The following is a 14,343-nucleotide window of genomic DNA, read 5'->3' as shown; positions in this document are numbered from 1 at the left end:
GAATTTAACTCAACAATGAATTGACTGTCGATGAATCATTTTTAAGCGGATTCTTTTATGACCAGGCTGTTGCTATTCTCAGGTCAACAGAAATAAAAACATCGGGAGTCTGAATATGTCTGCGAACGAACTCGTTACTGAATTTCTGCTGGCGGCAGAAGAGGGCAACAGCGTTGCGCTAAAAGCCTGTCTGGAGAAAGGCGTGGATATTAACGCCACCAACCGCCAGAAAAGAACCGCGGTTATTATTGCCAGCCTGAAAAAGCATTATTCCTGCGTGGAGCTATTAATTGCCGCCGGTGCGGATATTGATAAACAGGACCAGACCTGCTTTAACCCCTTCCTGATTAGCTGCCTGACCAACGATATTACCCTGCTGCGCCTTGTGCTTCCGGCAAACCCGGATCTTGACCGCCTGACGCGCTTTGGCGGTGTGGGCATTACGCCAGCCAGTGAAAAAGGGCACGTTGAGATTGTGCGAGAGCTGCTGGAAAAAACGGATATCAACGTCAACCACACCAATTTTGTCGGCTGGACGCCGCTGCTGGAAGCGATCGTGCTTAACGACGGCGGCGCGAAGCAGCAGGCGATCGTCAAGCTGCTGCTGGATCACGGCGCGAACCCGCACATGACCGACAAATACGGCAAAACCCCGCTCGAGCTGGCGCGAGAAAAAGGCTTCGATGCGATAGCCGACCTGCTGCTGGCGGCAGGCGCATAACGCATTCGGCCAGCCATTTCCGGCTGGCCGTTAATTCAAAAAGTATTTTAACCGACGTGCATTTTGCACGACGGCGGCCCCCTTTTATCCGCATCCAGGAGAAAATAATGCCAACGAAAATCGTCATAAAAAAGAACACCTATTTCGACTCCGTATCATTAATGTCCGTTTCCACCAAAGCCAATAAATTACCGGGCGTCGAGCAGGCGTTTGTGGCCATGGCAACGGAAATGAACAAAGGAGTATTAAAAAACCTCGGGCTATTAACGCCGGAATTAGCGGAAGCCAAAAACGGCGACCTGATGATCGTGATTAAAGGCGACGCGGCGAATGATGAAACGCTGGCGGCTATCGAAGCGCTGTTCACGCGTAAAGAGAGCGCAGGATCCCATGAAGCGCGCTACGCGACGATTGCCAGCGCCAAAACCCATCGCCCGGACGCAAACCTTGCGGTGATTTCCGTCAACGGTACTTTCGCCGCCCGCGAAGCGCGCCAGGCGCTGGAAAACGATCTTAACGTAATGCTCTTTTCCGATAACGTGTCGCTCGACGACGAGCTGGCGCTGAAGCAGCTGGCGCACCAGAAAGGGCTGCTGATGATGGGGCCGGACTGCGGCACCGCCATCATCAACGGCGCGGGACTGTGCTTTGCTAACGCGGTGCGCCGCGGCTCGATTGGCATCGTCGGCGCTTCCGGCACCGGCAGCCAGGAGCTGAGCGTGCGCATTCACGAATTCGGCGGCGGCGTGTCGCAGCTGATTGGCACTGGCGGGCGCGATCTCAGCGAGAGAATTGGCGGCCTGATGATGCTCGACGCCATCGACATGCTGGAAGCCGACGAGGGCACCCAGGTGATTGCACTCATCTCCAAGCCACCGGCCCCTGCGGTGGCAGAAAAAGTGCTGGCCCGCGCCAGAGCCTGCCGCAAGCCGGTGGTCGTCTGCTTCCTCGGCCGCAGCGAACCGCCCGCCGATGAAGATGGCCTGCAGTTTGCGCGCGGCACCAAAGAGGCGGCGCTGAAGGCGGTCCTGCTTACCGGCATCAAAAAAGAGTCCCTGGACCTGCATCCGCTCAACTGGCCATTGATTGAAGAGGTGCGCGCCCGCCTGACCCCGCAGCAGAAGTACATTCGCGGCCTGTTCTGCGGCGGCACCCTGTGCGACGAGGCGATGTTTGCGGCGCTTGCGAAATTCGACGACGTCTACAGCAACATTCAGCCTGATCCGGCCAGGTGCCTGAGTGACATCAGCGTCAGTAAAGCCCACACCTTCCTCGACTTTGGCGACGACGACTTCACCAACGGCAAGCCGCACCCGATGATCGACCCGACCAACCGCATCAGCCGCCTGCTGCAGGAGGCTCGCGATCCTGAGGTGGGCGTCATCGTGATGGACTTCGTGCTGGGCTTCGGCGCGCATGAGGATCCGGTGGGGGTGATGCTTGATGCCATTAAGGAGGCGCAGGCCATCGCGAAGGCGGATAACCGTCCTCTGGACATTCTCGGCTACGTGCTCGGCACCGACCAGGATCCGCAGTCGCTGGCGCAGCAGTGCCAGCTGCTGACCGACGCAGGCGTCATCTGGGCCAGCAGCAGCACCAATACCGGATTACTGGCACGCGAATTTGTTTGCAAAGGGGAGAAAGCATAATGACCACCTTATTCAACCAGCCGCTGAACGTCATTAACGTCGGCATTGCGATGTTTAGCGATGACCTCAAAAAACAGCACGTTCCCGTCACCCAGCTCGACTGGACGCCGCCGGGGCAGGGCAATATGCAGGTCGTTGAGGCGCTCGACCAGCTGGCGGAAAAACCGCTGGCGAAGAAAATCGCCGCCGCTAACCACATCGCCCTTGAGCGCATTATTCAGTCCCATCCGGTGCTGGTGGGCTATGACCAGGCCATTAACGTTGTGCCGGGCATGACCCGCACCACCATTCTGCACGCCGGTCCGCCCGTCTCCTGGGAAAACATGTGCGGGGCAATGAAGGGGGCGGTCACCGGGGCGCTGGTGTTTGAAGGGCTGGCGAAAGATCTGGACGATGCGGCAAGGCTCGCCGCCTCCGGAGATATTACGTTCTCGCCGTGCCACGAGCATGACTGCGTGGGCTCGATGGCGGGCGTCACCTCCGCGTCGATGTTTATGCACATCGTTGAAAACAAAACCTACGGCAACCGCGCGTTCACCAACCTCAGCGAGCAGATGGCGAAGATCCTGCGCATGGGAGCCAACGACCAGAGCGTGATCGAGCGCCTGAACTGGATGCGCGACGTGCTCGGCCCGATGCTGCGAGACGCGATGAAGATTATTGGCGAAATCGACCTGCGCCTGATGCTGGCACAGGCGCTGCACATGGGCGACGAGTGCCACAACCGCAACAACGCGGGCACCACGCTGCTGATCCAGGCGCTGACGCCGGGGCTGATCCAGGCGGGCTATCCGGTGGAGCAGCAGCGCGAGGTATTCGAGTTTGTCGCCAGCAGCGACTACTTCTCCGGCCCGACGTGGATGGCGATGTGTAAGGCCGCGCTGGACGCCGCGCACGGCATTGAGTACAGCACCGTCGTCACCACCATGGCGCGCAACGGCTACGAGTTCGGCCTGCGCATTTCCGGCCTGCCGGGGCAGTGGTTCACCGGCCCGGCGCAGCAGGTGATCGGTCCGATGTTCGCGGGCTATAAGCCGGAAGACTCCGGGCTGGATATCGGCGATAGCGCCATCACCGAAACCTACGGCATTGGCGGCTTTGCGATGGCGACGGCCCCGGCGATTGTCGCGCTGGTGGGTGGGACGGTGGATGAAGCCATCGACTTCTCCCGTCAGATGCGCGAAATCACCCTCGGCGAAAACCCGAACGTCACCATTCCGCTGCTCTCGTTTATGGGCATCCCAACCGCCATCGACATCACTAAAGTCGCGGGCAGCGGCATTCTGCCGGTGATTAACACCGCCATTGCCCATAAAGACGCGGGCATCGGCATGATTGGGGCGGGCATCGTTCACCCGCCGTTTAGCTGTTTTGAAAAGGCGCTGTTGACCTTCCGCGATCGCTACTTTTTATAAGGCAAGCATCCATGAAAAACATGAAACTGGAGTGGAAAAGAGGTGACTGGGCGGCGTATTTCGGGTTGATGACCAACAACCTGACCAATTTGCTGACCATGATGGGGCTGCTCATTTTTGTCGTCGGCATCCCGAAGGAGATTGTTTATGGACGCATCGCGCCGGCCTTCGGGCTGGCGGTGCTGGTCGCAAGTATTTGCTACGCCTGGTTCGGCATGCAAATGGCGCGCGCCACCGGGCGAACGGACGTCACCGCGCTGCCGTCCGGCCCCAGCGCGCCGTCAATTTTTACCGTGACCTTCCTGGTGCTGATGCCGGTGTATCAGCAAACGGGCGATGCGGAGTTCGCCATTCAGATTGGCCTAGTGTGGTGTTTCGTAGAAGCGATGATCCTCGCGGGCGGTTCGTTTTTAGGGGAAACCATCCGCAAGATGATCCCGCGCACCGTGCTGCTGTCGTGCCTCTCCGGTTTGGGCCTGCTGCTGCTGGCGATGAACCCGATGCTGCAGGCGTTCGAAGCGCCGACTGTGTCGTTTATCGTGCTGCTGCTCATCTTTATTAACTGGTTCGGTAAAAAGCCCATTTTCGCCAAAATCCCGACCGGTCTGCTGTTGCTGGTTGCCGGAACGGCGCTAGCGTGGCTCTCGGGTCTGCAAAGCCCGGAAGCGATTAAAGCGTCCATGTCATCGTTCGGCTTTAACCCGCCGCAGGTGCACGTAGAAGGCTTCCTGCAGGGCCTGCCGCACGCGCTGCCGTATCTGGCATCGGCCGTTCCGCTGGGGCTGGCGAACTACATCTTTGACCTCGAGAACATCGAAAGCGCCCACGCGGCAGGGGATGAATACCCGACCCGCAAGGTGATGCTGGCGAACGGCCTGGCCTCCATGCTCGGATGCCTGATGGGGAACCCGTTCCCGGTCACGGTCTACGTCGGCCATCCCGGCTGGAAAGCGATGGGAGCCAGCATCGGCTACACGCTGGCCTCGGGCGTGACCATGTTCATCGTGCCGCTGTTCGGGCTAGGGGCGTTTATGCTCGCCATCATACCGATGACCGCCATCGTGCCGATTCTGGTGTTTATCGGCGTCGTGACGGCCAACCAGGTGGTGAGGGAAACGCCCAAAGTGGAGGTGCCCGTCATCTTCATCTGCCTGTTCCCGTGGATCGCCAACTGGGCGCTGACCATGATGAACAGCGTGATGAGCGCCGCAGGCACCAGCGCGGGGAAAATCGGCACCGACGTGCTGCACAGCAAAGGGATCTACTACGAAGGGCTGATGCATCTCGGTAACGGCGCACCGCTCGCCAGCATGCTGTGGGGCTGTATCGCCATCTTCGCCATCATCAACAAACCGCTGCGCGGGGCTGTCGCCGCTGCGGGCGGGGCGCTGCTGGCGCTGTTTGGGGTGATCCATGCCCCGGTGGTGGGATTTGCCGAAGGCAGTTCGCTGATGTTCGTCACGGCCTACCTGATGATGGGCGGCATGTTTGTGGTGAAGCATTTTCTCGATAGCCGGGAAGTTGCGAGCGCTGAATCTGGCACCGTTGCGAAGGAAAACGTATGAAAGAGCTTATGGTCGTCGCCATCGGCGGCAACAGCATTATCAAAGACAACGCCAGCCAGTCGGTTGAACATCAGGCGCAGGCGGTGAAAGCGGTGGCCGAGTCGGTGCTGGAAATGCTGGCCTCTGACTATGACATCGTGCTCACCCACGGCAACGGCCCCCAGGTGGGGCTGGATCTGCGCCGTGCCGAAATCGCCCACGAGCGGGAAGGGCTGCCGCTGACCCCGCTGGCAAACTGCGTGGCGGATACGCAGGGCGGCATCGGTTACCTGATCCAGCAGGCGCTAAACAACCGGCTTGCCGCGCGCGGCGAGCAAAAAGCGGTCACGGTCGTCACGCAGGTAGAGGTGGATAAAAACGATCCCGGCTTTACGCACCCGACGAAACCGATCGGTGCGTTTTTCAGCGAGACACAGCGCGACGAGCTGCAGAGCGCGCACCCGGACTGGCATTTTGTTGAGGATTCCGGTCGGGGCTACCGTCGCGTGGTGGCTTCACCCCAGCCGCTGCGCATCGTTGAGGCCGACGCCATCAAAACGCTGACGCAAAAAGGCTTTGTGGTGATCGGCGCGGGCGGCGGGGGGATCCCCGTTGTTCGCAGTGAGCAGGGGGAGTATCAGAGCGTCGACGCGGTGATTGATAAAGATCTATCCACCGCGCTGCTGGCGCGCGAGATCCGCGCCGACGTGCTGGTGATCACCACCGGGGTGGAAAAGGTGTGCGTCAACTTCGGCAAGCCAAACCAGCAGGCGCTGGACGCCGTAACCGTGGCGCAGATGGCGCGCTACATGGAAGAGGGTCACTTCCCGGCGGGCAGCATGCTGCCCAAAATCGTCGCCTCGCTGGAATTTTTACACCACGGCGGCAGGCGGGTGATCATCACCTCGCCGGACTGCCTGCCCGCGGCGCTGCGCGGGGAAACCGGTACCCATATTGTTAATGAAGGAAGATAAGATGAGTGAAAACAAAAGCCGCCGCGAGTTTATTAGCCAGAGCGGCAAAATGGTTACCGCCTGCGCGCTGTTTGGCGCTACCGGCTCCGTCGCGTATGCTGCGGATACCGCAAAGCCAACCTGCGAGACCGGCAAACCGATGAGCATCACCGCAAAGCATTACTACCTCGACAACGTGCTGCTGGAGGCGGGGTTCAACTTCGACGCTAGCGTGGCGACAAGCACCCGCACCGAGCTGAAAACGCTGGAGATTAACGACGGGAAGATCGTCGCCCTGCGCGACAATAAAATCCATGCCGACGCCACGCTGCCGCACTATGACGCGGGCGGCAAGCTGATGCTCCCGGCGATGCGCGACATGCACATCCACCTGGATAAAACCTTTTACGGCGGCCCGTGGCGCTCGCTGAACCGTCCGGCAGGTACCACGATTCAGGACATGATCCGCCTGGAACAAAAAATGCTGCCGGAGCTGCAGCCCTACACCCAGGAGCGCGCGGAAAAGCTGATCGACCTGATCCAGTCGAAAGGCTCTACCATTGCCCGCAGCCACTGCAATATTGAGCCGGTTTCCGGCCTGAAAAACCTGGAAAATCTGCAGGCAGTGCTGGCGCGCCGCAAAGCGGGTTTTGACTGCGAAATCGTCGCCTTCCCGCAGCATGGGCTGCTGCTGTCGAATTCTGAAAGGCTGATGCGCGAGGCGATGCAGGCCGGGGCGCACTACGTGGGCGGGCTGGACCCGACTAACGTTGACGGAGCGATGGAGAAATCTCTCGATCTGATGTTCCAGATCGCGCTGGACTACGACAAAGGGGTGGATATTCACCTGCACGAAACCAGCCCGGCGGGCGTGGCGGCGGTGAACTACATGGTCGAAACCGTGGAGAAAACGCCGGAGCTGAAGGGCAAACTGACCATCAGCCACGCCTTCGCGCTGGCGACGCTCAACGAGCAGCAGGTGGATGAGATCGCCACCCGCATGGCGGCGCAGCAGGTGACCATCGCCTCCACCGTGCCGATTGGCACCCTGCATATGCCGCTGAAGCAGCTGCGCGAGAAGGGCGTGTTTGTGATGACGGGGACCGACAGCGTGATCGACCACTGGTCGCCCTACGGTCTGGGGGACATGCTGGAAAAAGCGAATCTTTATGCGCAACTCTACATCCGCCCGAACGAGCAGACGCTCTCCCGCGCGCTCGGTATCGCCACCGGCGACGTGCTGCCGCTGAACGACAAAGGCGAGCGCGTGTGGCCGAAAGCGCAGGACGACGCCAGCTTTGTGCTGGTGGATGCCTCCTGTTCCGCCGAAGCGGTGGCGCGCATTTCACCGCGTACCGCGACGTTCCACAAGGGCAACCTCGTCTGGGGCTCGGTGGGCTAATGTGGTGCCGGGTGGCGCTGCGCTTACCCGGCCTTGTATTATCATCCCGTGCAGAAAGAACCGGCCAGTTCTTTCTGTCAGGCAGTCCACATGCCGTACCCGGCCTTAGGCCACGAGCCTGTATTGTAGATCTCTGCAGTGGACTGCCCCTTCTCCACAAGTGACAAACCGGACAGTATCATGGACCGGTTTTCCCGGTAATCCGCATTCACAAGGTTGGTTTCACTATGGAACAGGAACTTCACTTTATTGGTATCGATGTCTCCAAAGCTAAGCTGGATGTCGATGTGTTGCGACCTGATGGCCGTCACCGCAGCAAAAAGTTTACTAACACACCTAAAGGTCACGAGGAGCTGCTCAGCTGGCTCCGCAGCCATAATGTGGCTCCGGCACATGTCTGCATGGAAGCGACCAGCACCTATATGGAAGACGCCGCGGCGTCCCTCAGTGATGCCGGTTTCATCGTATCCATCATCAACCCTGCTCTGGGTAAAGCCTTTGCGCAGAGCGAAGGCCTGCGCAGTAAAACCGATGCTGTCGATGCCCGTATGCTGGCAGAGTTCTGCCGGCAGAAGCGTCCGGTTGCGTGGGAAGCGCCGCACCCGGTGGAGCGTGCGCTGCGGGCACTGGTGCTGCGGCATCAGTCCCTGACAGACATGCACACGCAGGAGCTGAACCGCCGTGAGACGGCGCGGGAGGTGCAGATGCCGAGCATCGATGCGCACCTTCTGTGGCTGGAAGCGGAGCTGAAGCGGCTGGAGAAATAGATAAAGGACCTGACGGATGACGACCCGGACCTGAAACACCGTCGAAAACTGCTGGACAGCATACCGGGTATCGGTGAAAAGACGTCCGCGGTGCTGCTGGCGTATGTGGGTCTGAAGGAGAGGTTCGGTCAGGCGCGGCAGTTCGCGGCGTTCGCAGGGCTGACGCCGCGGCAGCATGAGTCAGGAAGCAGCGTAAACAGGGCCAGCAGGATGAGCAAGGCGGGACATGTGTCGCTTCGCAGGGCGCTGTATATGCCTGCGATGGTGGCGCTGTACAAAACGGCGTGGGGAAAAGCGTTCAGGGCGCGTCTGGAAAAGAACGGCAAGGGTGCGAAGCTGATAATCGGAGCGATGATGCGTAATCTGGCGCAGGTGGCGTATGGCGTCCTGAAATCAGGACGCCCGTTCGATGCCACGTTGCATCAGGAAAATGCTTGCGTAGCATAACAGTATCTACGGTTCGGAGATTTTGTAGGTCGGGTAAGGCGAAGCCGCCACCCGACAATGCAGTATACTGCTATGCACATTCTTTAAGAGGGATCTGCCATGGCACAAAACATCTACGACAACCCGGCATTTTTCGAAGGCTACGCCCAGCTTCCGCGCTCGGTTCAGGGCCTCGACGGCGCGCCGGAGTGGCCCGCGCTTAAGGCCATGCTGCCTGATTTAACCGGCAAATCGGTTGTCGATCTCGGCTGCGGCTACGGCTGGTTTTGCCGCGCGGCGCGCGAGCTGGGCGCTGCTGACGTCACGGGCGTTGATATCTCCGAAAAGATGCTCGCCCGCGCTGGGGAGCTTACCGCTGACCCACAGATTCACTATCAGCGTAGCGATCTGGAATCACTCGAGCTCAACGAGAACAGCCTCGATCTGGTCTATAGCTCGCTGGCGCTGCACTACCTGCCGGCGCTGGATACCCTGTTTGCGAAGGTTCAGCGCGCGCTTAAGCCCGGCGGCAGCCTGGTCTTTTCCATGGAGCACCCCATTTACACCTGCGCTACCCGTCAAGGCTGGCTGACCGACGACAGTGGCGAGCGGTTCTGGAGCGTGAACCATTATCAGGAAGAAGGCAAACGCGTCAGCAACTGGCTGGCGGACGGCGTTATCAAGTATCACCGCACGCTGGGCACCACGCTTAACGCGCTGATCGGGGCCGGGTTAACGATAAGCGAGGTCAACGAGTGGGGGCCAACGCAGGCGCAGATTGACGCCTGGCCCGCGCTGGCCGAAGAGGCAGAGCGCCCGATGCTGGTGCTGATCGCCGCCCGTAAGGCTCAGTAACCCACCTTATACACGCGTCCGCTCTGCACGCCTTCCACGCTGCGGCGGTAGGCCTGCGCCACGGTCGCGGCGGGAACGCTCTCAAAGCCCGGGAAGAAGCCGTCGTACGCTTCGACGGATTCGGTGAGTACCGTCGGGCTAATCAGGTTGATGCGGATCCCGCGCGGCAGTTCGCAGGCTGCAGCGCGCACAAACCCTTCCAGCGCCGCATTGACCGTGGTGGCATTCACGCCCTGCGCAATCGGCTCGTGCGCCACAATGCCGCTTATCAGCGTAATCGAGCCGCCTTCGTTCAGGTAGTGCTGGCCGGTCAGCGCCAGGCGCACCTGCCCCAAAAGCTTATCCTGCAATCCCCGGTTGAAATCGCTGTCCTTCATGGTCGCGAGGGGGCCAAAGTGAAGGCTGCCGCTGGCGGAGACAATCGCGTCCACCGGACCGATTTTCTCAAACAGCGCCTGGACGCTCGCCTGCGAGGTGATATCCACCTGCTCGTCGCCCTGCGTGCGACCCACGCGGATGACTTCGTGACGACGACTCAGCGCTTCCGTTACTGCACGACCGACCGTACCGCTGGCACCAATAATGACGATTTTCATAGCAGACTCCTTATGTTGTGAGACTTCATTCTTTAATAAATAAAAAGTCAGATAAACTGGGCTAACGTTAGAAGATTGCTAACCAGAGGTTCGGAATATGGATAAGCTTCGCGGTATGGAGACGTTTATTGCGGTGGTGGAAAGCGGTAGCTTTACTGGTGCTGCATCACGTCTGGAGATGTCGGCGGTGATGGTGGGGAAGTATATTGCCCTGCTGGAAACCCAGCTCGGCACGCGACTGCTGGAGCGCAACACGCGCCGTCAAAGCCTGACCGACGCCGGGCGCGTCTATTTCGAGGAGGCGAAGCGGGTGCTGGAGCAGGTCTCCATTGCTGAAAATGCAGTCGAGCGGCTGCGTGCTGCGCCTGCCGGAACGTTGCGCGTCACGGCACCGACGTCGTTTGGTGGCTGCGTGATTGCACCGCTCACCGCCACCTATTTACAGCGGTATCCGGAGGTGCGTGTGGAGCTGGATCTCACCAACCGGATGGTCGATCTGGTGGATGAAGGGGTCGATCTGGCCATTCGCATTGGCGACATTCAAAACGACGATCTGGTAGCGAAGTACCTCTGCCCTTACCGGATGGTGATCTGCGCCGCGCCGGACTATTTAGCGCGCTACGGCACGCCACAGACGCCTGCCGATCTGGTGAATCATCTGTGTCTATCGCACACGGTGTGGACCGCCCGTAACGAGTGGCGGCTACCGGGCATGGAAGGAGAAGTGCGCTGGAAGCGCGATGCGATTTTAAGATGCAACGATGGCTATGGATTACGCATGGCGGCGCGGGCAGGTGCAGGATTACTGCTGCAACCGGAGGTGCTGGTGGCGGAAGAGCTGGCAAGCGGCAGGCTGTTGCGGGTGCTGGAGCAGTACACGCCCGCGCCGAGGCCGGTGCATTTATTGTGGCGTCAGGATTTACGTCAACTGCCTAAGCTTACGGAATTTATCGCCCATATTCTGCTAAGATTGGGCACAATATAAAAAAAGAAGGTAATCAAAGAATGTCTGCAAACAAACTCGCCAACAGCGCGCAGGGCCTGCAATCCTCTGCCATCCGTGAATTATTAAAACATAGCAAAATGGCAGGGGTGATTTCGCTGGGCGGTGGTATTCCTAATCCCGATCTGTTCGATCACGAAGGGCTTAAAATTGCTGCCGATTCCGTCTTATCACAGCATTTTGGCGAGGCGTTCCAGTACGGCCTGACGGAAGGCGTCCCGGGGCTGCGCGAGGAAATTAAACGCATCTGCGAGGGGCGTGGTATCGCCTGTAAGGCCGATGATGTCGTTATTACTTCCGGCTCGCAGCAATCACTTGACGTGCTGGCGCGTGCGTTAATCAACCCGGGTGACACCGTTGTCGTTGAGCGTCCAACCTATCTCGCCGCGCTGCAGGTCTTCGGCCTGGCGCAGGCCAACTTTGAATCCGTTGGCACTGACGGCGACGGTATGAAGGTGGATGAGCTTGAAGCGCTGGTGGCAAAGAAAGCCATCAAAGCGGTCTATATCGTTCCAACCTTTGGTAACCCCGGCGGCGTGACGCTTTCCGAAGCGCGCCGTAAACAGCTGGTGGAATTATCAAAACGTTATGATTTCGTGATTATCGAAGACGACCCGTACAGCGAAATTAATTACACCGACGAAGTGTTCCGCCCGTTGATAGCTCACGCCAAAGATATCGGCAATGAAGAGAACGTGGTGTACACCTCCACCTTCTCTAAAATCCTCGCACCGGGAACTCGCGTGGGCTGGGTGCTGGTCCCCGAGTGGCTGAAACGTGCGGTGGTTAATCTGAAGCAAACCACCGATCTGCACACCAGCACGCTGTCACAGCTGATGACCTATGAGTACCTGAAAACCGGTCGTCTGGCGGGGCAGATTAAGATGATCCGCGAAGCCTATCGCCAGAAATACCAGACGTTTGCCACTGAGCTGGAGGCCGAGCTGGGCGATGTGATGTCGTTCCACAAACCGAAGGGCGGCATGTTCCTGTGGGCGAAAATGAACAACGGCATGAACACCACGCGCTGGCTGGAGAAGACGTTAAGCAACGGCGTGGTGTTTGTACCGGGTGAGTTCTTCTACTGCAACGAACCTGACCAGACAACGCTGCGTATGTCGTTTGTGACGCCAACGGATGAACAGCTGATAGAAGCGGTTCGACGTTTGAAAATCTCGCTGTAAGAGGGGGCGCATAACGGCAAATGCTGTTATGCGCCGTTCGCGTTTAGGGTGAGCTTAATGCGTGGCGTGGGCGAGCGCGCGGTCTGATGCCTCTCCGCCAATCACCAGCGTGACCTCATGGATACGACAGATTTTTCCTTCTCGCAGTGCGGCAAACATATACACCTCAATCTCTGCCTGCCGACCATCCGGATATGTTACGGTAACCCAGTGCCGGTCTGCCAAAAGACCATCGTGACAGGTGAACTCCTCTACCCTGAATGCTATCTCGCGGATCTGCGATCGAACGTGGTTCAGGTGCTGCACAAAACCCTGATAATCAAGCGCGTGACCGTCCGTAAATTGCTGGTAATCGGGCGTAAAAAGCTCTGCCGGATCGACGTCGCCTTTGAATAAGTTGGTTAACAGGCTAGCCATTTCCTTGCGCTGCACGGTGTTGTCAGGGTGGGCTACCAGGGATGTGATAATGCTCATGCGGGCTCCTCAAATGGTTGAATCGTCATTATCCTTGACAGCCGAAGACGTAGTTCCTGTAATGCGTCGATGAATAACGATTTTCGGTCAAAATGATATGATCAGTGTTGAAACGCTCCTTCATCCCGGCGGGTATCGAACGCCCCGGCACAGTCATCGCACCGGCCAGCTGTGGCGCATTGCAACGGGGCTGCTTGTCATTGAGACGCAGCAGGCGCGCTCGGTCGTGCCGGCAAAACATATCGGCTGGATCCCGCCGGGCCAGCAGCACGCCGCCTTCTCTGAAAGCGCGATAGAAGGCTGCGCTATCTATCTGGACCCCGCCTGGTGTGGAATGCTTCCCGATTCGCCCGCGCTGTTCGAGCCCGACGCTCTCACCCATGCACTGTTTAGCCGTTTATGTGGTGCAGAGAGTGAGTACGATCCGCGAAAGCTGACTTTGCTGCTGGATGAGCTTGCCCTGACGCCCCAGGCTCACTTTTCTCTGCCCGTGCCGACGGATCCGCGTCTGAAGAACGTGGTCAGCCATTTGCTGCAGTTTGTCGATGATAATCAGACGGTCGAGAGTCATGCCAGCCATGTCGGGATGAGCGTGCGTACGTTTAACCGTCGGTTTAGTGCCCAGACCGGAATGAACTTCGTTAACTGGCGGCAGCTGGCACGCGTCATGCGGGCAATGGAGTGGCTGGCGGCGGGGAAGCCGGTAGGGTGGATTGCGCTGTCCAGCGGCTACAGCAGCGTCAGCGCATTTATTGAGGTTTTTAGAGCATGGACCGGTAAAACGCCGGGGCAGTGGGCAATTAAAGAAGGCCCTTTTGGGCGAAGGTAATGCGCGTGGCTTCGTTGAGATCCAGCTGTTTTAACGATTCCGGATTAACCCAGGCGATCTCCTGAAACTCTTCGTTGAAGGTCACCTCACGGTTGGCGCTGATGCAGTCGAAGATCAGGTAAATCATATAAATTTCTTCCGTGGTGCCGTCAGCGTAGGTTTTCACCCGAGTGTCATCGCGAAATGCCCACGGTTTTACCTCGGTAATCTCCAGCGCGTCGCCAAGCTCTTCGCGGATCTCACGGCGCAGCGCCTGTTCCATCGTTTCACCCGGCTCCATCCCTCCACCGGACAGCGCCCACTGGCCGGGAAATACGCCGCGATCGTCGGCCATTTTGCACAGCAGATAGGCCCCGTCGTTCTGAATGATGGGGCAGACAATGGTACGTTGGCGCATGGTTTCTTCCTGAAAAATGAGTTTGGGCTACTTTAGCAGATTGGGGGGGGAGGTTATGTTAGGGGTGTTCGATTCTCATTCCTTGGTTTTCTGCGTTTTATGATGCCCTCACCCCAGCCCTCTCCCAC

13 protein-coding genes and 1 pseudogene are annotated in these 14,343 nt (G+C 58.8%); 11 read left to right on the top strand and 3 right to left on the bottom strand.

The features are described from left to right. The first annotated feature begins 115 nt into the window (after positions 1–115). The 8 genes and pseudogenes from HV355_RS05950 (at position 116) to HV355_RS05915 (ending at position 9,732) form a co-directional block, all read left to right on the top strand. A complete protein-coding gene (locus HV355_RS05950; RefSeq protein ID WP_182401269.1) occupies positions 116–721 on the top strand; it encodes an ankyrin repeat domain-containing protein in 606 nt (201 codons plus the stop codon). Between the two features lie 107 nt (positions 722–828). Continuing rightward, the gene (gene fdrA, locus HV355_RS05945) at positions 829–2,370 is read left to right on the top strand and encodes an acyl-CoA synthetase FdrA (RefSeq protein WP_182401268.1); all 1,542 of its coding nucleotides are present in this window, start codon (positions 829–831) and stop codon (positions 2,368–2,370) included. Beyond that, on the top strand, positions 2,370–3,785 hold the full coding sequence (locus tag HV355_RS05940) for a DUF1116 domain-containing protein (RefSeq protein WP_182401266.1): 1,416 nt from the start codon (positions 2,370–2,372) through the stop codon (positions 3,783–3,785). Before fdrA ends, HV355_RS05940 begins: the two co-directional genes overlap by 1 nt. An 11-nt stretch (positions 3,786–3,796) precedes the next feature. Further along, on the top strand, positions 3,797–5,350 hold the full coding sequence (locus HV355_RS05935) for a xanthine permease (RefSeq protein WP_182401264.1): 1,554 nt from the start codon (positions 3,797–3,799) through the stop codon (positions 5,348–5,350). After that, positions 5,347–6,303: a carbamate kinase family protein gene (locus tag HV355_RS05930; RefSeq protein WP_182401262.1), complete on the top strand. Its 957-nt coding sequence runs from the start codon at positions 5,347–5,349 to the stop codon at positions 6,301–6,303. Before HV355_RS05935 ends, HV355_RS05930 begins: the two co-directional genes overlap by 4 nt. A 1-nt stretch (position 6,304) precedes the next feature. After that, entirely contained in the window at positions 6,305–7,684 is a 1,380-nt protein-coding gene (locus tag HV355_RS05925; RefSeq protein WP_182401260.1) for an amidohydrolase family protein, read from the top strand. 227 nt (positions 7,685–7,911) lie between these two features. Beyond that, positions 7,912–8,898 (top strand): annotated as a pseudogene (locus HV355_RS05920) (transposase). 99 nt (positions 8,899–8,997) lie between these two features. After that, on the top strand, positions 8,998–9,732 hold the full coding sequence (locus tag HV355_RS05915; protein WP_108416434.1) for a class I SAM-dependent methyltransferase: 735 nt from the start codon (positions 8,998–9,000) through the stop codon (positions 9,730–9,732). Here HV355_RS05915 and HV355_RS05910 read toward each other — a convergent pair. After that, positions 9,726–10,328 carry a short chain dehydrogenase gene (locus tag HV355_RS05910; RefSeq protein WP_108416435.1) on the bottom strand — a complete coding sequence of 201 codons (603 nt, stop codon included), beginning with the start codon at positions 10,326–10,328 and terminating at the stop codon, positions 9,726–9,728. The two genes, HV355_RS05915 and HV355_RS05910, sit on opposite strands and share 7 nt — an antisense overlap. 97 nt (positions 10,329–10,425) lie before the next feature. Between HV355_RS05910 and HV355_RS05905 the strand changes: the two genes are divergently transcribed. Beyond that, entirely contained in the window at positions 10,426–11,313 is an 888-nt protein-coding gene (locus HV355_RS05905; protein ID WP_182401258.1) for a LysR family transcriptional regulator, read from the top strand. A gap of 20 nt (positions 11,314–11,333) precedes the next feature. Further along, positions 11,334–12,515 carry a PLP-dependent aminotransferase family protein gene (locus HV355_RS05900; protein ID WP_182401256.1) on the top strand — a complete coding sequence of 394 codons (1,182 nt, stop codon included), beginning with the start codon at positions 11,334–11,336 and terminating at the stop codon, positions 12,513–12,515. A 54-nt stretch (positions 12,516–12,569) separates the two neighbouring features. Here HV355_RS05900 and HV355_RS05895 read toward each other — a convergent pair whose 3' ends face one another. Further along, positions 12,570–12,989 (bottom strand): nuclear transport factor 2 family protein, encoded by a 420-nt coding sequence (locus HV355_RS05895; protein ID WP_126817182.1) that lies wholly within the window; start codon positions 12,987–12,989, stop codon positions 12,570–12,572. 97 nt (positions 12,990–13,086) lie between these two features. On the opposite strand from HV355_RS05895, the gene HV355_RS05890 reads away from it, so the two are divergent. Continuing rightward, positions 13,087–13,818: a helix-turn-helix transcriptional regulator gene (locus tag HV355_RS05890; RefSeq protein ID WP_182401254.1), complete on the top strand. Its 732-nt coding sequence runs from the start codon at positions 13,087–13,089 to the stop codon at positions 13,816–13,818. Here HV355_RS05890 and nudI read toward each other — a convergent pair. Beyond that, a complete protein-coding gene (gene nudI / locus HV355_RS05885; protein WP_108416440.1) occupies positions 13,790–14,215 on the bottom strand; it encodes a nucleoside triphosphatase NudI in 426 nt (141 codons plus the stop codon). The genes HV355_RS05890 and nudI overlap by 29 nt on opposite strands. Positions 14,216–14,343 lie beyond the last annotated feature (128 nt).

The sequence above is a fragment of the Enterobacter sp. RHBSTW-01064 genome, from assembly GCF_014103035.1.
In the GTDB taxonomy this organism is placed as follows: domain Bacteria; phylum Pseudomonadota; class Gammaproteobacteria; order Enterobacterales; family Enterobacteriaceae; genus Enterobacter; species Enterobacter mori.
This window is presented reverse-complemented; position numbering and strand designations above follow the sequence as displayed.